Origin of the sequence: Mariniflexile aquimaris, from assembly GCF_042676825.1 — a bacterium.
Taxonomy (GTDB): domain Bacteria; phylum Bacteroidota; class Bacteroidia; order Flavobacteriales; family Flavobacteriaceae; genus Mariniflexile; species Mariniflexile aquimaris.
Genome location: NZ_JBHTIB010000002.1, coordinates 428,048 through 450,476 on the forward strand (window position 1 = coordinate 428,048; position 22,429 = coordinate 450,476).

A 22,429-nucleotide genomic window follows, 5' to 3' on the forward strand; every position below is an offset into this window, starting at 1 on the left:
CATGATGCGGCAATGATTCAATATAATGATTCACTGCCAGAACCCGTTAAACTTTAATATTAAAGCTATGAAAACCGTATCGAACTGTGTAGAAGACATTTTAATTACACAACCCTATTTAGAAGAAGCGCTTTCTAGAAATATTATAAATTTTAGTGCGCTTGCTATTGAACTTACGGAGCCGATAAGTAAAATGCTTAAAAAAGAAGTAAAACCGGGTGCTATCATGATGGCCTTAAGAAGATACAATCCACCACCTGCCTTATCTAATTCTGTAAAGATGAAAAAGTTTATGCAGAACTTAGGTGACATAACGGTGCGCTCCAATTTAACGGATTTTACCATTAAAAATTCTGAAACCATCATTGATAATCACGCAAAAATATTAGAGCGCATCAATCAGGAATCTAAATTGTTTTACACATTTACGCGCGGAATTCATGAAAGCAATATTATTATTTCGAGCAGTTTAGACGATTTTATAAAAGAGAATTTAAAAAACGAAAGTTTTATTGCGGTTCAAGATGGCTTGTCTGCCATTAGTGTCAACCTTCCGCAGGACAACTCAAAAATCGCCGGATTATATTACCAGTTTTTTAAGCGATTAGCCTGGGAAGGTATCGTACTTTACGAGGTTATTTCTACCACCAACGAATTTACCATTTTAGTGGAAGACGAGTTTGTAGACAAAGCCTTTACCGCTATTAAAAAGGTTAAAGCATAACCCTTTTAACTAATTATGCAGTAAATTTTAGCAAGCAACAATTGGTTGTGGTATTTGAATATGTTGGCGATACATTTGCCAAATTTTAAAACCACCGGCAACGTTACAAACATTGGTTATACCATTGTTTCTTAAAATTAATTCCGCCAAATAGCCTCTCAATCCTTTTTGACAAAAGATAATTACCTTTTTGTTTTCAAATGAAATGCCATTCAGGTTTTTTCTTAAGTCGTCTAGCGGATAATTGATAGCTCCCGGAATGGTTCCCTTTTCATATTCTTGAACGGTTCTTGAATCTATCAATAAATATTCTTCTTCAGAGTTATTGTTGATGAATGCTTCTAATTCTTCAACCGTTATTTGTTCACTTCTTTCATTTAAAATATTCTCCGTAGCATAACTTGTAACAATTACCGGATCCTTTGCAGGCGAAAATGGTGGCGCATAAGCTAAATCCAACTGTGCTAAATCTGTAATTTTTAATTTCGCATAGATAGCCGTACTGAGCACATCTACACGTTTATCGACTCCAACTTCACCAAAAAGTTCAGCTCCTAAAATTTCTTCACTTTCTGGATTATAGTAAATTTCTGTGATTAAGTCCTTTTGCCCAGGGTAATATCCCGGTGTTGAACCTGCTACTGTCAAGACCGTTTTAAAAGGAATCCCTTTTTGTGTCAATACCGTAGCATTCATGCCTGTTCTGGCTAATGTATAATTGAACACTTTAACAATGGCCGTTTTGTAAGCCCCTTTAAATTCGATAATTCTTCCTGTAGCATTAGCTCCTGCAGCACGACCAGCTTTGTTGGAGTGTGTTCCTAAAGGAAAATAATCGTATTCATTAGTTTGCAAATTTTTAATGGATACATTATCTCCGGCTGCATAAACATCCTTAATAGATGTTTCCATGAACTCATTTACTTTTAATGCGCCATTAGCTATTGCTTCTGCACCTTCTTCCAACAACAACCCTGTATTTGGGGTAATCCCAACGCTTAATATCACAAAATCTGTTTCAATTTTTCTTCCATCTTTGGTAACAACAGCGTATATCGTGCCATCAGCATCAATATCGAATTTAGATACTAAAGTTTCTGTTAATACTTCAATGCCTTCTGCTTTTAAAACATTGCCCGCAAAATTTCCGAATTTTTCTTGCCACAAATTTAAAACATGCGACGAGCCTTCTATTAAAGTAACTTCGTTGCCAGCTTCTTTTAAATTTTCAGCAACTTCCACCCCTATTAATCCCGCTCCAATTACAGTAATATGTTTCGATTGGTTTGTGAGTCCTTCTTTAGTAATTTTATCAAAATCATGCATAGATCTACAAGTCGACCAATTGGTAGCAAATTTTATATTTTCTATTGGCGGAACGATTGAACTTGCTCCAGTCGCAAAAATTAATTTGTCGTATTCATATCCTTTAATGTTTGAATAAACTATTTTATTTAAAGTATCAATTTTGACGATTTCTTCATTTAAATGCACATCAATATTAAATCTGTTTTTAAGTAATTCAGGCTTTACAACCATTAATTGCTCTCTGCTTTCTATAACTCCAGAAAATGCATAAGGCATTCCACAGGTTGCGTAACTAATATGACTACCTTTTTCAAACAAAAGAATTTGAGCGTGCTCGTTTTCTCTTCGTGCTTTAGCTGCGGCAGACGGACCTGCAGACAACCCTCCTATAACTATGATTTTTTTCATTTACTTTAAATTTCTACGCAAATTTGACTCAAAACTTTCAAATGAATTGTAACAGTTATCACTATAACGATTGCGATACTATTAAAAATTCGATATTCAACACATTATACTTTGCCTGTTTTAACTGTTTTATTAATTAGGCAATTATATCTTTGCATAAGATACACGCGTTATGATATTAAAATTTAAAGGCATCGACTTATTTTATACCGACGAAGGCACAGGTACTCCGGTAATTCTACTGCACGGCTTTTTAGAAAACCTTAGCATGTGGCAAGACCTTACGCCAGAATTATCTAAAAAACACCGCGTAATTTGCATCGATTTATTAGGACATGGTAATACGGCATGTTTAGGTTACATCCATTCCATGGAATTGATGGCAGAAGCTGTTGAAGCTATCCTTAAACATTTGGAAATAAAACAATCTGTTTTATTTGGACATTCTATGGGCGGTTACGTCGCACTGGCCTTTGCTGACAAAAATCCGAAAAATGTACTGGGTTTATGTTTAATGAATTCTACCGCACTGGCAGATACCACCGAAAAACAACTCAACAGAGATCGAGCTATTAATGCCGTGAAACAAAACCACAAAACTTTTATTAGAATTGCAATAAAAAATCTATTCAGACCAAAGAACCGTATATTATTTAAAGAAAAAATAGAATTAGTTATTAACAATGCTTTACAAACTCCAATTCAGGGGATTATAGCTGCGCTTGAAGGAATGAAAATCAGAATTAATAGAGAACATGTTTTAGAATCGACGGACTTTAAAAAAATGATGATTATAAGTAAAAGAGACCCAGCTTTAGATTATGATTCGTTAATAACTCAAACTAAAAACAGAGACATTTATATAGTGGAATTTCCAGACGGACATATGAGTCATATTGAAAATCAAGACGAATTTAACTCACACATTGTGCATTTCATCGATTTTATTTAACGTTTTGTCGCATTATTTAAATATTTTTATTACATTTATATTCTTAATGCGCTCAAAACATGAAAATTATGAATAACAAACCTACTTTTATCCCAAAAATGTACTGCAATATATTCGGACATGATTTTGAAGTAACTAAAAATGTTACCTATTATGTAAAAGAGTACACTTGTACACATTGCAAAAAACAGTTAACAACAAACAGCAATGGCAGCTTAATTGAATTAACTCCAAAGTTTAAAGAAATCAATGCAATTTTAGAACGTATTCACAACGCTAAAACTGAACGTTCAAAGGAAAAAACAGTCCTTTCGTCGATTTATTAACAGGTTGTTAATAACTTATATTTCATTTTCATACCTTAATAGACCCTAACGTATTAATTAGTATTTAAATGAAAAACATTCAGTGCCTTGTGTTTGGGCATGACTACGAAGTAACACGTAATGTTACCTACCATGTAAAGGAATATTCGTGTATAAACTGCCAAAAACAACTTACCACCAACGGGAATGGTAAACTCGTTGAATTAACACCAAAATATAAAGAAATTAACGATGTTTTAGAACGCATTCATCAGAAACGCATTTCAAAAACCAATCGTCAAAAATTTAATTGTGACTTATTAGTTTTTAGTCATTAAAATTTTTCCAACCCTGTGCTTTTATCGGAATTCTAGCATCGCCTCGCGTTACTAAATGCATGCCTGCGCTCGCATCTTTCATAAATCCAATGACACTTAAACTTGGATTCGCCTTTATTTTTGGAAAGTCTTCTTGCGAAATCGTAAATAATAATTCGTAATCTTCACCGCCATTTAAAGCAATCGTTGTACTATCAATATTAAATTCTTCACAAGTAGAAATTACTTGAGGATCGAGTGGTATTTTATCTTCGTATAAATCGCAACCAACATTACTTTGTTTGCATAAGTGAATTATTTCAGACGACAAGCCATCACTTATATCAATCATAGAAGTTGGTTTAACATCTAAATCTTTTAAAAGTTGAATAACATCTTTACGAGCTTCAGGTTTTAATTGACGCTCTATTATATAGGTGTAAGGTTCTAAATCTGGCTGATTGTTAGGGTTAACTTTATACACTTCCTTTTCTCGTTCTAAGACTTGCAAGCCCATAAATGCGCCACCTAAATCGCCTGAAACCACCAACAAATCATTTACCTTGGCCCCAGATCGATATACTTCATGTTCAACTTCACCAATGGCGGTAACAGAAATTAAAAGTCCTTTATTCGAAGATGTGGTATCACCACCAACAACATCAACATTGTATAATGCCGCCGCCGTTTCGATACCCGCATATAAATCTTCCAGTGCTTCTAAAGGAAACCTATTTGATACTGCTATGGACACTGTAATTTGTGTTGGCACCGCATTCATAGCATACACATCCGATAAATTTACCATAACCGACTTATAGCCTAAATGCTTTAATGGCATATAACTTAAATCGAAATGCACGCCTTCAACTAACAAATCTGTACTAACAACAATTTTTTTATTGTCAAATTTTAATACAGCCGCATCATCACCAATTCCCTTTAATGTGGATGGTTGATTCAGCTTAAAATTCTTCGTTAAATGGTCTATAAGTCCAAATTCGCCTAAATCACTTAATTTAGTCCGTTGTTGATTTTTGTCTTCTATCATGCTGCAAAAATAAGAAGCTTATTTAGATATCTAAATACGCTTTCACTATTAAAAATATAATTTATGCTACTTAAACATGTAATTACGCAACAAAATTGACATTATATTACGTATAAAAAAAACCTATCAAACTATATGCTAATATAATGTAAGGTAATATGGTAATACGTGACTTATATTGTATATTTGTATCCTATTTAGAAACTGTCTTAATAAAATTCATGTTAAGAAGAGCCTAAATTAAATAAAAAAACTATGATAAAAGTTTCTGAAACAGCTAAGAAAAAAGTTATCGAACTTATGAAAGAAGATGGCTTTAACCCTACTACGGATTACGTGCGAGTAGGTGTTAAAAGTGGCGGTTGTTCTGGATTATCTTATGATTTAAAGTTTGATAAAGAAAATCAAGAAGGCGATAAAGTATTTGAAGACAATGATGTTAAAATCGTGGTAGACAAAAAAAGTTTCCTTTACTTGATTGGAACAACTCTAGAATATTCTGGAGGTTTAAATGGAACCGGATTTGTTTTTAATAACCCAAATGCTAATCGCACTTGTGGTTGTGGCGAAAGTTTTTCACTTTAATCCCATCCCAACCTTCCCAAACGGAAGGAGTTAAATTTGACTAAAAATTATGAATAAATATACCGAAGACGATTTACGGGAAGAACTTAAAACTAAAGAATACGAATACGGATTTTATACCGACATAGAATCTGACACGTTTCCTATTGGTTTAAATGAAGATATTGTTCGTGCTATTTCTCTTAAAAAAGAAGAACCCGAATGGATGACCGAATGGCGTTTAGAAGCGTTTCGTGCATGGAAAGAAATGATTGAACCTGAATGGCCTAATGTGAAATATGAAAAACCAGATTTTCAGGCTATTTCATATTACTCTGCACCAAACAGCAAACCTAAATACAATAGTTTAGATGAAGTAGACCCAGAATTATTAGCAACATTTGCAAAACTTGGGATTTCTTTAGATGAACAAAAAAAACTTTCTGGAGTTGCTATGGACGTGGTAGTCGATTCTGTTTCGGTAGCTACTACATTTAAGAAAACACTTGGCGAAAAAGGCATTATTTTCTGCTCCATTTCTGAAGCTTTGCGCGAACACCCCGATTTAGTAAAAAAATATATTGGTACCGTAGTGCCGCAAAAAGATAATTTCTATGCCGCTTTAAACTCTGCCGTTTTTAGCGATGGAAGTTTCTGTTACATTCCAAAAGGTGTAAAATGCCCTATGGAATTATCTACTTATTTTAGAATTAACCAAGCTGGTACTGGGCAATTTGAAAGAACCTTAGTTATTGCCGATGAAGGCAGTTATGTAAGTTACCTTGAAGGTTGTACAGCACCAAGTCGCGATGAAAATCAATTACACGCAGCCGTTGTAGAATTAATTGCTTTAGACAATGCTGAAATAAAATATTCTACTGTACAAAACTGGTATCCTGGAAATGCAGAAGGAAAAGGAGGCGTTTTTAACTTTGTAACCAAACGTGGTATTTGCGAAAAGAACGCTAAAATCTCATGGACACAGGTAGAAACTGGAAGTGCTGTAACTTGGAAATACCCATCATGCGTATTAAAAGGTGATAATTCGGTTGGAGAATTTTACTCCATTGCAGTTACAAACAATTACCAACAAGCCGATACCGGAACAAAAATGATTCATTTGGGCAAAAACACCAAATCAACCATTATTTCTAAAGGTATCTCAGCAGGAAAATCTCAAAATAGCTACCGCGGATTGGTAAAAATTAGTCCGAATGCCGATAATGCTCGCAACTTCTCGCAATGCGATAGTTTACTAATGGGTAACGAATGTGGCGCACACACCTTTCCATATATCGAAGCTAAAAACAAATCGGCCAAAATAGAACACGAAGCAACCACTAGTAAAATTGGCGAAGACCAAATTTTCTATTGTAACCAACGTGGTATCGATACCGAAAAAGCGATTGCTTTAATTGTAAACGGTTTTAGTAAAGAAGTGTTAAACAAACTACCCATGGAGTTTGCGGTAGAGGCTCAAAAACTATTAGAAATAAGTTTAGAAGGCTCAGTTGGATAAAATATTATAAAACAAGAATCAAATTAGCAACATGTTAAAAATAAATAACTTACACGCAAGTGTCGAGGACAAAGTCATCTTAAGAGGCATCAATTTAGAAGTAAAAGCTGGTGAAGTACATGCTATTATGGGACCAAACGGTTCTGGAAAAAGTACTTTAGCTTCAGTGATTGCAGGAAAAGAGGAATACGAAGTAACCGAAGGAAACATCGCCCTTAATGGTGAAGACATCGACGAATTAGCAGCCGAAGAACGTGCACACAAAGGTATATTTTTATCATTTCAGTATCCTGTTGAAATTCCTGGAGTTTCTGTTACCAACTTCATGAAAACTGCGATTAACGAAACGCGTAAAGCTAAAGGTTTAGAAGATATGCCTGCTAAAGATATGTTGAAGTTAATCCGTGAAAAATCAGAGTTATTAGAAATCGACAGAAAGTTTTTATCACGTTCGCTAAACGAAGGGTTTTCTGGTGGTGAAAAGAAGCGTAACGAGATTTTTCAAATGGCTATGTTAGAACCTAAATTAGCTATTCTTGATGAAACCGATTCTGGTTTAGATATCGATGCTTTAAGAATTGTTGCCAATGGTGTTAACAAACTAAAAAGCAAAGACAATGCGGTAATTGTAATTACACATTACCAACGTTTATTAGATTATATCGTACCAGATTTTGTACATGTGTTGTATAACGGACGCATCGTAAAATCGGGTGGCAAAGAATTAGCGCACGAGCTTGAAGAAAAAGGATACGACTGGATTAAAGAAGAAGTGAACGCTTAAAATTAGTTTTCAGTTAGCAGTCTCAGTATACAGCAACTTACTAACGACTAACAACTAACGACTAACAACTAGAAACAATGGATTTAAAAGAAAAATTAATATCATCCTTTTTAGCATTCGAAAACGGCGTCGATACAGACACGCACATTCATAATGTTCGAAATGAGGCTATCAAAATATTCGAAGAAAAAGGCTTCCCTACCAAAAAAGAAGAAGCCTGGAAATACACCTCTTTAAACAGTATTTTAAAAGAAGATTATAGCGTTTTCCCAAATCAGGAAAACACCGTAGAATACAACGACGTTAAAAAATATTTTATTCACGATATCGACACCTTTAAAGTAGTGTTTATAGATGGTAAATATTCCTCGCATTTATCGCAAACAACGCACGACGGGTTTGATGTATGCTTAATGTCTTCGGCCTTAACAAAACCAAAATACCGCATCATTGTAGAAAATTACTTTAACAAAGCAGCTACAAAAGATAGCTTGCCGTCGTTAAATACGGCATTTTCAAGCGAGGGTGTATACATTCATATCCCAAAAAACAAATTAGTACAAAAGCCCATTCAAATCTTGTATTTTTCAACAGGTAACGAGTCGGCTACCATGTTGCAACCACGTAATTTAATTGTGGTAGACGAGAATTCGCATGTCCAAATCATAGAGCGTCACCAAAGCTTAACAGAAAACACGGTTTTAACAAATAGTGTTACAGAAGTCTTTACCAATAAACGCGCCATTGTAGATTATTATAAGATTCAAAACGATACTTTAAACGCAACACTTATAGATAATACGTTTATTAAACAAAAACAAGAAAGTGTGGCATCGGTACACACATTTGCGTTTGGCGGCAAATTGGTACGCAACAATTTAAATTTTTACCAAACTGGCGAACGTATCGAATCTACCTTAAAAGGCATCACCATTATTGGCGATAAACAGCACGTAGATCATAACACATTGGTGCATCATATCGAGCCAAATTGCGAGAGTCATCAAGATTACAAAGGCATTTTTGGCGAAAATTCCACTGGGGTTTTTAACGGTAAAATCATCGTTGAAAAATTAGCGCAAAAAACCAATGCATTTCAAGCTAATAATAATATTTTAATTAGCGATAAGGCCACCATAAACACCAAACCTCAACTCGAAATTTTTGCTGATGATGTAAAGTGTTCTCACGGCTGTACCATCGGGCAACTAGACGAAAGCGCCATGTTTTACATGCGTTCGCGTGGTATTCCAGAAAAAGAAGCCAAAGCACTTTTAATGTTCGCCTTTAGTAATAACGTGTTAAGTTCGGTTAAAATTCCAGAAATTAAACAACGCATAACTAAAATTATCGCGAACAAATTAGGTGTTAATCTTGGGTTCGACCTATAAAAAAATTTTTTTGAAGCTATTTCCCGCTATCCGCTATATCTTTTTTGCTTTGGAAAAAGCAAAAAAGGATGCCGCTACTATCGGGGCTAGGACATATTAGAATGTAAAGCATTCAACAAAAAAGATTATCTTAGTGTTAAAATTGGGCGAAATGGATATTGCAATATTAAAAAAGAAATTGATAGATAAAATTCAATCAACCAAAAGCAATGCGTTGTTGGAAGAAATTAATCTACTCTTAAGCTTAAGCGAAGACTCTGAAAATGAAGTGTATCACCTTAATGAAGAACAGCAAAATGCTATCGCTGAAGGAAGGGAAGATATTCAAAAAGGAAGGTTTTTAACAAGTAAAGAAGCTAGCGAAGACATTCAACAATGGTTAAAGAAATAATTTGGTCTGCTAAAGCACAACAAGACAGAAAAGATATTTTTGACTATTGGAACCACAGAAATAAATCAAAATCATATAGTATTAAACTCAACATTCTTTTTGAGGCGACTATTAAAATTATTTCAAAATACCCAGAAATAGGAAGATTAACTTCAAATAAAAAAATTAGATTAAAAATAGTTAAAGATTATTTTATTTTTTATGAAATATCAATGGAAAAACTATTTATTCTCACCATTTGGGACAGTAGACAGAATCCCAAAAATCTAAAATTATAATATGTTCAACGTAGAAACCATTCGAAAAGACTTCCCCATTCTTTCTCGCAAAGTAAACGGTAAACCTTTGGTGTATTTTGATAATGCTGCCACCTCACAAACGCCACAACAGGTTATCGATGTTATTGTAGATTATTACTCAAATTACAACGCCAATATTCATCGTGGTGTACATACCTTAAGTCAGGAGGCTACAGATAAATACGAACAAGCGCGACAAAAAATTCAAAAACATTTCAACGCAAAACATGCACACGAAATTATATTCACTTCGGGTACCACCCATGGTATTAACTTAGTGGCTAACGGTTTTGCATCCCTATTAAAAAAAGGAGACGAAATAATAGTTTCGGCATTAGAGCATCACAGTAACATCGTGCCATGGCAAATGCTTTGTGAGCGCACTGGTGCTACTTTAAAAGTCATCCCAATGAACCAAGAAGGCGAATTGGTAATGGAAGAATTTGATACACTTCTATCAAATAAAACAAAACTTGTTTTTGTAAACCATATCTCAAACGCTTTAGGAACCATCAATCCAATAGAGTATATTATTGAAAAAGCACATCAGGTTGGTGCTGCCGTTTTAATAGATGGAGCGCAATCTTGCCCGCATATCAAACCCGATGTACAGGCTTTAGATGTCGATTTTTATGTGACGTCGGCTCACAAAATGTGCGGACCAACAGGCGAAGGTATGCTATACGGAAAAGAAAGCTGGCTAAAAAAATTACCGCCTTATCAAGGTGGTGGCGAAATGATTGCTGAAGTTACTTTCGAAAAAACTACCTATGCCGAATTACCTCATAAATTCGAAGCGGGAACGCCAAACATTTGTGGTGGTATTGCTTTTGGCGCCGCCATCGATTATATGAATGCCATAGGATTTGATGCTATTGCCAATTACGAACACGAACTTTTAGAATACGCAACCAACCAATTATCGCAGATTGATGGTTTAAAAATATACGGTACTTCAAAACATAAAACATCGGTAATCTCATTCAATCTAGAAGGTATTCACCCGTACGATGCGGGCACTATTTTAGATAAATTAGGAATTGCCGTTCGCACCGGTCACCACTGTGCACAACCAATAATGGATTATTTTAATATTCCGGGAACCGTACGCGCTTCATTCGCATTTTATAACACGAAAGCCGAAATTGACAGTTTGGTAACTGGTGTTAAAAAAGCAAAAATGATGCTTTCTTAAACAATATCTCCCCTTTTTTTCTCGGACATTTTTCAAAATTAGATTTGTTATTAATATAACAAAATCGCTTGTTTTGTAGAATAATTAACAATTTAATTGCCAAAACTTTAATATTTTTTCAAATTTTTTTTATATTCAGCTCGACTAATTCAAATATATTTAAAATATGAAAAAATTACTTTTAAGTATGGCCACTGTAGCCTTGTTATTTACAGCATGTAGTGACGATTCAAAAGAAGCCCCTCTGCAAGAACAACAAATTGATATGAGCGACTTTTATGTTTACACAGAAAGCAGTGAAAATTTAAGTTCTAAATCTGCTAACTCTAATAAAAATTATACTTCGTGTTATACCATGGAAGTATTGAACAAACAACTTAGTGAAAATCCAGGGCTAGAAAAAAAAATGTATGATGTAGAATTTCATACAAGAAAATTTATCAACGCCAAAGGCAAACCAACAAATCCTGGTGGTGGCAATACCGGTGGCTCTGATACAGAAGAAGATATTGATGTACTTCCAATTGATGATGGTTTAGGAACCATTACTATTCCTGTGTATTTTCATATTGTATTACCAAATGCGAACGACGTAACGAATTCGCAATTACAATCTCAAATGAATGTATTAAACAGCGATTTTAATAGTTCAAACACAAACCAATTACCTTCAGGCGCTACCAATTTTGTTAACGACGCCACCACTACTAATATTAACTTTACTTTAGCTGGTACTTACAGATATAACAATAGCACGGCTTCATGGGGTACCAACAATGCGGTAAAAGCAGCCTACCCGCCTATTACGCCAGAAACTCATTTAAATATTTGGGTGTGTAATATTGGTGGTGGTATTTTAGGATATGCACAATTCCCGGGAGGTAATTCAAATACAGATGGCGTTGTTTTATTACATTCTAGTTTGCCAGGTGGCTCTGCAGCGCCTTACAATTTAGGTAGAACAGCAACTCATGAAGTTGGGCATTATTTAAACTTACGCCATATCTGGGGTGATGGAAGATGCAATCAAGATGATTTCGTTTTAGATACCCCATCCTCTGATGGTGCGAATTACGGATGCCCTTCTTATCCAACCATTAATTGTAAATCAACAGATATGACCATGAATTATATGGATTACACCAATGATAGTTGCATGTACATGTTTACAGATGGACAACGCAATAGAATGCGTGCTATTTTCACTTCCGGTGGTGCACGAGCATCCATGGCAGGAAATTAAAACCCATTATTTTATTAAAATATAAAAAGACGCCAACTTTGGCGTCTTTTTTGTAAGTTTAAAAGCATTCATCAAAAACAATGACTCTAAACACATGAAATTAATACTTATTTTTTTAAGCCTTTTTGCTCTAAAAACCTGCGATAACACTCAAAAATATATGGATGCGCAAAATACAACGCTTAGTGGCGATTATCAGATTAATTACATTGCAGATTTAAACTTAAACGACCATAATCTTACCATTGCATTTGATGCCGAAACGAAGCAAGTTTCAGGGTTTTCAGGCTGTAATAGATTTTCTGGAACCTATACTGTAAAGAAAAACACCTTAAAAATGGGGCCATTAGCCTCTACAAAAATGTTTTGCGACCACTCTAAAAACAACATAGAAACCAAGCTATTGGAGCTACTATCAAAAGTAGATACTTTTAAAACTAACGGTGATACTTTAATTTTAGCTTCTAATAAAAACATCCTGATTAAAGCCAATAAAACAGAAAAAGAAGAAGAGTCAATTAGCTTTGAATATTCGGCGCATTCAAGGGGAACATTCAAGCATATTATTATCAGCAAAAAACAATTTTCCATTCAAAATAATAGAGGTGATGTACCTCTTGTTAAAAAAAGCAATCAAGCCCATTGGAATACACTTTTAAAAGCGTCAAAACCAATCGATATAGAAGCTATTCCAAATTTAAAAGCGCCTTCAGAAAAACGATTTTATGATGGTGCCGCCATTGCAAACCTAAAAATTATTTACAAAGGAAAAACCTTCGAAACACCTAGCTTCGACCACGGAAATCCTCCAAAAGAAATCGCCGAACTTGTTAAAGAAATCTTATCTATTTCAGAAAACATTGAATAGCAACATTTCTTGTTGTATTTTTGTTTGAAATTAAACAGTCAGGTCGAGCGCAATCGAGACCTCAAAATTAAGTTCTATTTATAAAAACCTCTCCCCTGCGCTCGAGGTGACAAACATTAAATTTATAACCGTGACTATTGAAGACATACAAAACGAAATAATAGACGAATTCTCAATGTTTGAAGATTGGGAGGAACGTTACCAATATATGATTGATTTAGGGAAAGATTTACCCTTAATTGACGACCAATACAAAACCGATAGCAATATTATTAAAGGTTGCCAAAGTAAAGTTTGGGTACATGCCGAAATGAAAGACGATAAAATAGAGTTTACCGCCGATAGCGATGCGATTATTACCAAAGGCATCATTGCTATTTTAATTCGGGTATTTTCAAACCAGCATCCCAAAGACATCATTGACGCCGATATGAGCTTTATTGATAAAATTGGATTAAAAGAACATTTATCGCCAACTAGAGCGAATGGTTTAGTTAGTATGATAAAACAACTAAAAATGTATGCTATCGCATATCAAACACAATTAAAATAATTCCTGTAAAAACAGGAATCTAAACAAAACGTTTCCCGCCTGCGCGGGAATGACAAAAAAAATTAAAAAAATGAGTGAAGCAATAGATACTGCCTTGTTAGGCGAAAAAATAGTAGGTGTTTTAAAAACAATTTACGACCCAGAAATCCCTGTTGATATTTATGAACTAGGATTAATCTACGACGTATTTGTTAACGAAGATTACGACGTAAAAATATTAATGACTTTAACAACACCTAACTGTCCGGTAGCAGAAACTTTGCCTTTGGAAGTTGAAGAAAAAATTAAATCGTTGAACGAAGTTAAATCTGCCATTGTAGAGATTACGTTCGATCCGCCTTGGACACAAGATTTAATGAGTGAAGAAGCTAGGTTAGAATTAGGAATGCTATAAGTCAGTTTTCAGTCTCAGTTTTCAGCATTGCATCAAAATATTCAATACCTTAACAACATACATTTTTGGAAGACGAAATTATAAATCGCGTAGCGAATAGCAAATTAGTAACGGTAAACCTAGAGGATTATTACCCGAAAGGCCCTCGTGTGTTATTTGATATTAAAGACTGGCTTTTTGAAGGATTGGTTTTACGCGAAAAAGATTTTAGAAACCAGGTTGCCGAATTTAATTGGGCGCAATATCAAGATAGCTACGTTGCCTTAACCTGCAGTACTGATGCCATCATTCCTGGGTGGGCGTTTATGCTGATAAGCATTCAGTTGCAGCCTTATGCCAAACGCGTTATCATCGGCGATTTAGAAGCCTTAGAAACGGCCATTTATCAAGATATTATTACCAATCTGGATGTTTCTGAATTTAAAGATATGCCAATCATTATAAAAGGCTGTTCAAAAAAACCAGTTCCGCAGAATGCCTACATTATGCTGGCAAACAAGCTAAAACCCGTTGCCAAATCTATTATGTATGGCGAGGCGTGTTCTTCGGTGCCGCTTTATAAAAGCAAATAATTTTTAAAGTAATGTGACCAATTGACTAATTTGTGTCTTATTAGTATGGTTAAACAAATATTCACAAACTTAATTCATATGAAAAAACTTTTATTATTACTTAGCTTATTTATTGCTGTTAGTACAATAAATGCACAGACTAAAGAAGAATTACAAGCCCAAAAAGCCGAAAAACAGGCTGCAGGTAACGCATTAATTAGCGAAGCCAAAGCTATACAAGCCAAAATAGACGCACTTCCAGGTTGGAGAAAAGGCGCTTTTGGTACCATAGGTGGAAGCTTATCAAATTTTAACAACTGGTACGCTCAAGGTGCACCGAACAATTCATCGGGTAATATAGGCTTTACATTAAATGCTTATGCGAATTTAATTGAAGACAAATTCTTCTGGAGAAATTCGTTATCAACCAATTTAAACTGGGTAAAATTAGATAATAAAGACAACCCTCTTGACGACGACAGCTTTAAAGCAACTACAGATGTCTTCAATATTTCTTCTTTATACGGACGAAATATCACCAAAACATTAGCAGCTTCGGGCTTAATGGAATACAGAACTACACTTTTAAATAACTTTAACGACCCTGGCTATTTAGATTTAGGGGTTGGAGCCACTTGGACACCAATAAATAATTTAATCGTGGTGATTCATCCATTAAACTACAATTTTGTATTTAGCGAAGGGGATACCGTTTTCGAATCGTCTCTAGGTGCTAAAATTGTTGCGGACTACACACGACAAATTGGGGCGGTAAATTTTAAAACTAATTTATCGATGTTCCAAAGTTATAAAAGTGCGGATTACTCAAATTGGACATGGACAAACTCATTTAGCTATACCTTATGGAAAATGATTGGTGTTGGTTTCGATTTTGGTTTAAGAAACAATAAACAAGAAGCTTTAAATTATGCTTTGGCGCAAACACCAGCAGAAGCAACGTCGTTTGACGATTTAGACAACAAATTACAAACTTATTACACCGTTGGTTTAAGCTATAAGTTTTAATTAAAAAATTCCCTTTTATATAATAAGAAAGTGCTTCGTAAACGAAGCACTTTTTTTATTGGTTTTTACGCTGCTTATCGCCTTTAAATTTTTTCGTTTTATTCTTCTTTTTAAATAACCGTTTTAAAAAGCCATCACGTTTGGTGTCTTCGCAATTTAAATCGGAAATAACAACATCAGAAGGCGCTTCAAAACGACTTTTTGTAATGCTGTTATAATGCCTATCCTTATTTAATTTCGAATAAAACTTAGCAAAAATTGGCAATGCAGAATTAGCGCCTTGTCCTAACCTAGTGCTTGTAAAACCAATGGCATGATTATCGTGACCAACCCAAGTAACCGTTACTAAATTTGGCGTAATACCTACAAACCAACCATCTTTATTGTTTTGTGTTGTTCCTGTTTTTCCTGCAATATCATTGGTTAAATTGTACGTGCTTCGCAATCGTGATGCCGTACCCGTGTTAACGGTCGATTTCATAATTTCAAGCATTACTTGCCGCGTATAATCGCTAAAAGCTGCTTCTCTTTTTTCTGGTTCAAAAGACACCAGGATACGTCCGTTTCTGTCTGTAACTTTGGTAATACAATAAGGTTTTACAGGCATGCTACTATTTACATAACTGGCATAAGCACCGGTAAGTTCTTTTAAATTTATCTCTGCGACTCCTAAAGCGATGGAAGGTAAATTGGGCAATTCTTTGTTAATACCCATTTTACGAGCCTGTTCTAAAACCTTATCGATTCCTACCTCATTTATCACTTTTACGGCGATGGTATTTACCGAATTACTCAACGCCATTTCAAGATTATAGTTAATATTAGGATCTTCGGTTTCACCGCCAGAATTGGTAGGTGTCCAGTTATCGTAATTGGTATAGGTTATTGGTGCCAACGAAAAATAGGTGCAGGGTTTCATACCATTTTCAATCGCTGCCGTATAAACAAAAGGTTTGAATGTAGAACCTACCTGTCGTTCGCTTTGCGATACATGGTCGTATTTAAAGTAACGATAGTCAATTCCGCCAATATAGGTTCTAATAGCGCCTGTTTTAGGCTCGACACTTAGCATGCCCGTATTTAAAAACTTTAGATAATGTTGTAAACTATCCAACACACTCATTTTTTTAACGGTATCCCCCTTCCAGTCAAACACTTCTATTGCATTCTTAACAGCAAATGAATCCTGTATTTGCCTATTTGTTAATCCAGCTGTTTTAAAGGATTTATATTTGGGTAATGCTTTAACAGCTGCTTCAACCAACTGTTTATTTTTTCGCCATGGTGCTTGATTTCCAAAGGACGCTTCAAATTCCCGTTGCAAAACAGACAAATGTTCTTTCATGGCTTCTTCTGCCAGTTGTTGCATACCAACATCGAGCGTTGTGTGTACAATAAGGCCATCACGATACAAATCATACGGCTCTCCATCAGGATTTGTAATAGTTTCTAAAATAGTCGCCAATTCTTTTTTAACCTGCTCTCTAAAATAGGGTGCGATGCCTACATTATGATTAAACGATTTATAATCCAATCCCAAAGGTTTGCTAGCATATATATTTACAGAATCTTGATGAATGCTGCCATATTTCCCCATTTGACTAAGCACCACATTACGACGTTGTAAACTTCTATCTGGATGCAATCTGGGGTTGTAATAACTATTCGCCTTTAAAGAGCCTATTAAGGTCGCTGCTTCAACATGATTTAACTGTTTAGCAGGTTTATTAAAAAATTTGCGGGCGGCACTTTCTATGCCATAGGTGTTATCGGAAAATGGTACAGTGTTAAGGTACATGGTAAGAATTTCTTCCTTAGAATATATCTCCTCAATACGTTTAGCAATAATAGATTCTCGAAACTTGTTAATTACCATGCTGAAAGATCTGTAACTAGTTCTTCCATACAGATTTTTAGCCAGTTGTAAGGTAATGGTGCTTCCTCCTCCAGAAGATTTATCTTGCAGAAGAATGCTTTTAACAAACACCCGCAACAAACTTACATTGTCTATACCATCATGTTCATAAAAGCGAACATCCTCGGTGGCCACCAAAGCATCAATAAGGTGTTTCGGAAAATCATCAAAGTGCAAAGGCTGCCTATCGTAAATATAATATTTACCAATTAACTGCCCGTCTCTATCCAAAACCTGAGTAGCTTCTTCCTGCTTGATAGAACTTAGTTCGTTGGTGTTTGGCACCTTTCCAAAAAGTCCTAAATAAATACTAAAATAAAGTGCTAAAAAGAATACGAGAACCGAAGTAAAAACGATTAATAACCACTTTATCCATTTCTTTTTAAGTATGTTTTTAATCATCTTCATATGTTATTGAAATGACTAATTCATTTCATCGTAATCGGGGTATAAAAATTTGTTATACGGAAAACGCGTGACATGAATTTCGCGAACCTCATCGTAAACACGTTTTTTAAAATCTTCTAAATTCTCTTTATTTAAAGCCGAAATAAACAAGGCATTATCCTTTCCAACTTTACTCATCCACGAGCGTTTCCATTCGTCTAAAGTGTAATGTACGGATGTTCTTTCTGTTTCTAAATCATCCGCATCTAACGGTTCTGCCTTATAAGCATCAATCTTATTAAACACCATAATGGTGGGTTTGTTTGAGCTCTTTATTTCGCCTAAAATCTTATTTACAGACTCAATATGCTCTTCGAAATTTGGATGCGAAATATCTACTACATGCAACAATAAATCGGCTTCTCGAACTTCGTCCAGCGTACTTTTAAAACTCTCGACCAATTGTGTTGGCAGTTTACGAATAAAACCAACCGTATCACTCAACAAAAACGGTAAGTTTTGAATCACTACTTTTCTAACCGTGGTATCTAAAGTCGCAAATAATTTATTTTCGGCGAACACTTCGCTTTTGCTTATTACATTCATTAACGTAGATTTCCCCACATTCGTATACCCAACCAATGCGACACGCACCATGGCGCCTCGGTTTCCACGCTGCACGGACATTTGTTTGTCTATGGTTTTAATTTTTTCTTTGAGTAAAGCTATTTTATCGCGAACAATACGTCTATCTGTTTCAATCTCTGTTTCTCCAGGACCACGCATACCAATACCCCCTTTTTGACGCTCAAGATGCGTCCACATCCCTCTTAATCGTGGTAATAGATATTCGCATTGCGCCAGTTCTACCTGCGTTCTTGCATAACTTGTTTGTGCGCGTTGCGCAAAAATATCGAGTATCAAATTGGTTCTATCTAATACTTTGCAGTTTAAAATTTTACTTATGTTGCGTTCTTGGGATGCCGATAATTCGTCATCAAAAATGGCTGTTCCTATTTCGTTTTCTTCAATATACTTCCGAACATCATCAATTTTACCAGAGCCTAAAAATGTTTTGGGGTCTGGTCTTTCCATTTTTTGAGTAAAGCGTTTTACCACCTCGCCACCTGCGGTGTAGGTTAAAAACTCTAACTCGTCTAAATATTCTTCCGATTTAATTTCGTTTTGATCTTTAGTAATAACACCTATTAAAACTGCTTTTTCTAAAGAAACATCTTTCTTCTCTATCATAAAAAAAACTTTAAAAAACTCCTTGAAACTAAATCAAGGTTTCCTTTTAAATTGTGATTCCCCATCCTCAAGTTTCGAGAGCAGGAATCTAAATAAAAATAGTTTCCACCATTATATCAAGGTAAAAACTCAACTCTTGCAAAGTTACATAATTGCAGCCATTTTAATTTTTATATTTTTAAAGCTAATTTTAGTTTATGAACGATTCTATTGAAGACCATATGGCGGAACATAATTTACGAGCGATTGCCTTTTACAATGTTGAAAATTTGTTCGATATTTATGACGATACGCGTACCTACGACGACGATTTTCTTCCAATTAATGTTAAAAAATGGACACCCAAACGCTATGACAATAAACTTAGAAAATTAGGTTATACCATTTCTAATATCGGAAAAAAAGAAACGGGGAACCATCCGGCTCTTGTTGGACTAGCAGAAGTGGAAAATGCCAAAGTTATTGAAGATTTACTTGCAACCAACCCCTTAAAAGATTGCCATTACAAATTCGTGCATTATAATTCTCTAGATGAACGCGGCATTGACGTAGCCTTATTATATGATACTACAGCTTTTGAAGTCACACATTCTGAAGTGTTTAGAATTTTTTTAGAAAATAGCGAAGGTTTACCCGATTATACCCGAGACATATTATTGGTTTCTGGATTGTTAGATGGTGAAGCTATTCATGTGATTATAAACCATTGGTCGTCTAGACGTGAAGGTGAAAAAGAATCGGAACCAAAGCGTATGGCAGCATCCAATAAAGTAACCGAGATTATTGCCAGATTACGAGAAGCATCAGACGGTGTTAAAATTATTGTTATGGGCGATTTTAACGACAACCCATCCAACAATAGTATGAAACAGCTGGTTGAAAATTCAAATTTATTTAACCCAATGGAAACCTTGCGTTCATTTAGCCGAGGCACCACCTACCATAACCGCCAATGGAATTTATTCGACCAAATAATTGTATCCACCAGTTTTTTTGATAATACTCCAAATCGGTTTGAATATGAAACTGCCAATATCTTTGATGAAGACTTCTTAAAAATCCCCAAAGGAAAATTTAAAGGGTCGCCCTTTAGAACTTATGCTGGCAAAAAATATGCCGGTGGTTACAGCGATCATTTTCCGGTGTATGCTGTTTTTAAAAAGAATTAAGCCGCCTGAAAAAGAATAAAAGCCAGCACTAAAACACAAATTGGCAACAATAAAAGCAACCAGATATTATACGGTGATTTTCCTTTTTGTGTCATTTTGGAGTTAATCATCATGCGCCTTTTTCCTGTGTATTGCATCCAATTTTTAAAGAACACAAATGCTGAAGCCAAAATAAATATAGACCAAGCTTTTTCTTTTGACATGGTGATTATATTCATTTGACTAAAAAATTTAGCGAAGAATACACCTAAAAGTAAAATTAAAGTACATTGTAACACAGAAATATAAACAATAGCAATACCGTTAGATTTTTGTTTGTATTTAGGTTTGAAAAAAGTGAAAATATTATAGAATAGGATGTCGAAAGTGGTCATGGATTCGTGATTATATGAATTTGTATTTCACTTTTCAAATTTAATGTTTATTACGGTGTATAATCAATACTAACTTCATCCAACTCATAAACCCCGTCAAACGACTCTTGTCCGCCTCCTGTATACTTAAATGCAATGTGTATAGTACCGGTGGCGCAAGATAAATCGACATTTCCAGAATTAAACCAAGGCACAAACGAATCGGAATCTTTTACCACATAGGCCGCAGATAACACGCCCCAAGTAGCCGTTTTAATATTTGCAGTTGTACCATCCCAATTTAAGGAATACAACACCTCCATAAAACTGCTATCAGCCAAACTATTGGATGTTTTAAACCTGAGTGTTACTCCATTTTTACCCGTTAAATTAATGGCTGGTGTTATTAACCAAGTAATATTACTAACATCACCAGAACTAGCAGTTTGCACCCGTGCCGAACGCCCTAAAGAGGCGTTAGATGAGGTTGAAGAAAAAGCTTCCCATCCTTCGGATCCAACTTCTATATAATTGGTCCAACCGTTGCCTGAAATTAATCGGTTATTTGTTTGCGATTCGAAATTTTCATAAAACAAATTGGTGGTTCCGTAAGTCGTAGCTAATCCACAATTTAATTCTAATGGATCGCATCGTTCTGAAGTATCAAAATTAACATCAGCTGTACTGTTAATCATCAGCACATTAAAATCGTCGCCATAATCCCTGCCGAAAATACCTTGTATAGATCCTTTCCCTTGCGGAACTGGTAACGATTTAAAATCGGCAAACGTACTAGTTTGCAACATTACAGAAACGCCTGAACTACAACTTTCCAAAATACGAAACCCATCAAACTCATCGGTAGATTCGCCAGCAAAAGTGGAGCCCAAATCGAATCGATTTACTTGCATATTGTTTAATTGAATAAGGGTGTTTTCGTCCCTATCTGTCAAATCCTGAATGTTTGCAATTTTTGGGGTTAGGGTTACTACTTCAGCACCTCTTAAAATAATATTTCGATATTCTGATGCCTGAATTTGCTTCAAACTATTGGAATCTCCTTTACCAATAGCTATTACACCATTTGATAAGCCAATTGTTAAACCATTCATTTTAACATATACTTTTCTTCCAACTTCATAGGTGTTATATAGACTGCTCGCATTTATTTCAATTTTTAATCCTAAACGCGGATCGTTATCTGGGTCACTATCATCCATTTTATTTTGAATGATTAATTCTTCGAAAAAATTACCGCCTTTATCACTGGAAATAACATAACCTGTAATGTACAAATCCTGTTCATCACGTATCAAAACAGTTGCATTTCCACCATTAACCGCCTGCTCATAGCGCTCAACGATGGCTTTAAATGTTGTAATACTATTTGCTGAAATATTAGGTTCTAAAATGCTAGTATCTGGAACCGCATAGTCGTCGTCTTGCACACACCCGATAAAACTAACAACCATTAACATAGCTGTTAAAAATTTATTTATGTTATTCATAAT

The 22,429-nt window shown here is 35.1% G+C and carries 24 protein-coding genes; 18 read left to right on the plus strand and 6 right to left on the minus strand.

The window, feature by feature from the left end; all coding sequences use genetic code 11:
* The first annotated feature begins 67 nt into the window (after nt 1-67).
* Nucleotides 68-724 carry a hypothetical protein gene (locus ACFQ0I_RS01950; RefSeq protein WP_379938863.1) on the plus strand — a complete coding sequence of 219 codons (657 nt, stop codon included), beginning with the start codon at nt 68-70 and terminating at the stop codon, nt 722-724.
* A gap of 27 nt (nt 725-751) precedes the next feature.
* On the opposite strand, the gene ACFQ0I_RS01955 is transcribed toward ACFQ0I_RS01950, so the two are convergent.
* A complete protein-coding gene (locus ACFQ0I_RS01955; RefSeq protein WP_379938865.1) occupies nt 752-2,440 on the minus strand; it encodes an FAD-dependent oxidoreductase in 1,689 nt (562 codons plus the stop codon).
* Nucleotides 2,441-2,612: 172 nt separating this feature from the next.
* Here ACFQ0I_RS01955 and ACFQ0I_RS01960 point away from each other — a divergent pair, with 172 nt between their 5' ends.
* The 3 genes from ACFQ0I_RS01960 (at nt 2,613) to ACFQ0I_RS01970 (ending at nt 4,035) form a co-directional block, all read left to right on the plus strand.
* A complete protein-coding gene (locus ACFQ0I_RS01960) occupies nt 2,613-3,392 on the plus strand; it encodes an alpha/beta fold hydrolase (protein WP_379938867.1) in 780 nt (259 codons plus the stop codon).
* 68 nt (nt 3,393-3,460) lie between these two features.
* A complete protein-coding gene (locus ACFQ0I_RS01965) occupies nt 3,461-3,718 on the plus strand; it encodes a hypothetical protein (protein WP_379938869.1) in 258 nt (85 codons plus the stop codon).
* Nucleotides 3,719-3,786: 68 nt separating this feature from the next.
* Nucleotides 3,787-4,035, plus strand: a complete 249-nt coding sequence (locus ACFQ0I_RS01970; protein ID WP_379938871.1) for a hypothetical protein — start codon at nt 3,787-3,789, stop codon at nt 4,033-4,035.
* On the opposite strand, the gene thiL is transcribed toward ACFQ0I_RS01970, so the two are convergent.
* Nucleotides 4,025-5,065 (minus strand): thiamine-phosphate kinase, encoded by a 1,041-nt coding sequence (gene thiL / locus ACFQ0I_RS01975; protein ID WP_379938872.1) that lies wholly within the window; start codon nt 5,063-5,065, stop codon nt 4,025-4,027. The two genes, ACFQ0I_RS01970 and thiL, sit on opposite strands and share 11 nt — an antisense overlap.
* A 255-nt stretch (nt 5,066-5,320) precedes the next feature.
* On the opposite strand from thiL, the gene ACFQ0I_RS01980 reads away from it, so the two are divergent.
* From ACFQ0I_RS01980 to ACFQ0I_RS02040, 13 genes are all read left to right on the plus strand, one after another.
* Complete coding sequence (locus ACFQ0I_RS01980; protein ID WP_379938874.1) at nt 5,321-5,650, plus strand: HesB/IscA family protein; 330 nt, start codon at nt 5,321-5,323, stop codon at nt 5,648-5,650.
* A gap of 49 nt (nt 5,651-5,699) precedes the next feature.
* Nucleotides 5,700-7,148 carry a Fe-S cluster assembly protein SufB gene (gene sufB / locus ACFQ0I_RS01985; RefSeq protein WP_379938876.1) on the plus strand — a complete coding sequence of 483 codons (1,449 nt, stop codon included), beginning with the start codon at nt 5,700-5,702 and terminating at the stop codon, nt 7,146-7,148.
* A gap of 31 nt (nt 7,149-7,179) precedes the next feature.
* On the plus strand, nt 7,180-7,932 hold the full coding sequence (sufC, locus tag ACFQ0I_RS01990) for a Fe-S cluster assembly ATPase SufC (RefSeq protein ID WP_379938877.1): 753 nt from the start codon (nt 7,180-7,182) through the stop codon (nt 7,930-7,932).
* Between the two features lie 77 nt (nt 7,933-8,009).
* Nucleotides 8,010-9,323, plus strand: coding sequence for a Fe-S cluster assembly protein SufD (gene sufD, locus ACFQ0I_RS01995; RefSeq protein ID WP_379938879.1), 1,314 nt, complete (start codon nt 8,010-8,012; stop codon nt 9,321-9,323).
* Nucleotides 9,324-9,474: 151 nt separating this feature from the next.
* Nucleotides 9,475-9,714, plus strand: a complete 240-nt coding sequence (locus tag ACFQ0I_RS02000; protein WP_379938880.1) for a hypothetical protein — start codon at nt 9,475-9,477, stop codon at nt 9,712-9,714.
* Nucleotides 9,699-9,992: a type II toxin-antitoxin system RelE/ParE family toxin gene (locus ACFQ0I_RS02005; protein ID WP_379938882.1), complete on the plus strand. Its 294-nt coding sequence runs from the start codon at nt 9,699-9,701 to the stop codon at nt 9,990-9,992. The genes ACFQ0I_RS02000 and ACFQ0I_RS02005 overlap by 16 nt, the downstream gene beginning before the upstream one ends.
* Nucleotide 9,993: 1 nt before the next feature.
* A complete protein-coding gene (locus tag ACFQ0I_RS02010; protein ID WP_379938884.1) occupies nt 9,994-11,208 on the plus strand; it encodes an aminotransferase class V-fold PLP-dependent enzyme in 1,215 nt (404 codons plus the stop codon).
* A gap of 166 nt (nt 11,209-11,374) precedes the next feature.
* Nucleotides 11,375-12,451 (plus strand): M43 family zinc metalloprotease, encoded by a 1,077-nt coding sequence (locus tag ACFQ0I_RS02015; protein ID WP_379938885.1) that lies wholly within the window; start codon nt 11,375-11,377, stop codon nt 12,449-12,451.
* Nucleotides 12,452-12,545: 94 nt separating this feature from the next.
* A complete protein-coding gene (locus tag ACFQ0I_RS02020; protein WP_379938886.1) occupies nt 12,546-13,319 on the plus strand; it encodes an META domain-containing protein in 774 nt (257 codons plus the stop codon).
* A gap of 130 nt (nt 13,320-13,449) precedes the next feature.
* Entirely contained in the window at nt 13,450-13,872 is a 423-nt protein-coding gene (locus ACFQ0I_RS02025; RefSeq protein WP_379938888.1) for a SufE family protein, read from the plus strand.
* A 70-nt stretch (nt 13,873-13,942) separates the two neighbouring features.
* On the plus strand, nt 13,943-14,266 hold the full coding sequence (locus ACFQ0I_RS02030; RefSeq protein WP_379938890.1) for a DUF59 domain-containing protein: 324 nt from the start codon (nt 13,943-13,945) through the stop codon (nt 14,264-14,266).
* A 65-nt stretch (nt 14,267-14,331) separates the two neighbouring features.
* Entirely contained in the window at nt 14,332-14,838 is a 507-nt protein-coding gene (locus ACFQ0I_RS02035) for a DUF2480 family protein (protein ID WP_379938892.1), read from the plus strand.
* 78 nt (nt 14,839-14,916) lie between these two features.
* On the plus strand, nt 14,917-15,843 hold the full coding sequence (locus ACFQ0I_RS02040; protein WP_379938894.1) for a DUF3078 domain-containing protein: 927 nt from the start codon (nt 14,917-14,919) through the stop codon (nt 15,841-15,843).
* Between the two features lie 55 nt (nt 15,844-15,898).
* Here the strand turns inward: ACFQ0I_RS02040 and ACFQ0I_RS02045 are convergent, their stop codons facing one another.
* Together ACFQ0I_RS02045 and hflX are read right to left on the minus strand one after the other, a co-directional pair.
* A complete protein-coding gene (locus ACFQ0I_RS02045) occupies nt 15,899-18,160 on the minus strand; it encodes a transglycosylase domain-containing protein (RefSeq protein WP_379938895.1) in 2,262 nt (753 codons plus the stop codon).
* A gap of 21 nt (nt 18,161-18,181) precedes the next feature.
* Entirely contained in the window at nt 18,182-19,396 is a 1,215-nt protein-coding gene (gene hflX / locus ACFQ0I_RS02050) for a GTPase HflX (RefSeq protein ID WP_379938896.1), read from the minus strand.
* Nucleotides 19,397-19,593: 197 nt separating this feature from the next.
* Here hflX and ACFQ0I_RS02055 point away from each other — a divergent pair, with 197 nt between their 5' ends.
* Nucleotides 19,594-20,565: an endonuclease/exonuclease/phosphatase family protein gene (locus ACFQ0I_RS02055; protein WP_379938898.1), complete on the plus strand. Its 972-nt coding sequence runs from the start codon at nt 19,594-19,596 to the stop codon at nt 20,563-20,565.
* Here ACFQ0I_RS02055 and ACFQ0I_RS02060 read toward each other — a convergent pair.
* Both ACFQ0I_RS02060 and ACFQ0I_RS02065 read right to left on the minus strand, forming a co-directional pair.
* On the minus strand, nt 20,562-20,939 hold the full coding sequence (locus ACFQ0I_RS02060) for a hypothetical protein (RefSeq protein WP_379938899.1): 378 nt from the start codon (nt 20,937-20,939) through the stop codon (nt 20,562-20,564). The two genes, ACFQ0I_RS02055 and ACFQ0I_RS02060, sit on opposite strands and share 4 nt — an antisense overlap.
* Nucleotides 20,940-20,989: 50 nt before the next feature.
* Nucleotides 20,990-22,426 carry a DUF5689 domain-containing protein gene (locus tag ACFQ0I_RS02065; RefSeq protein WP_379938901.1) on the minus strand — a complete coding sequence of 479 codons (1,437 nt, stop codon included), beginning with the start codon at nt 22,424-22,426 and terminating at the stop codon, nt 20,990-20,992.
* Between the last annotated feature and the right edge of the window lie 3 nt (nt 22,427-22,429).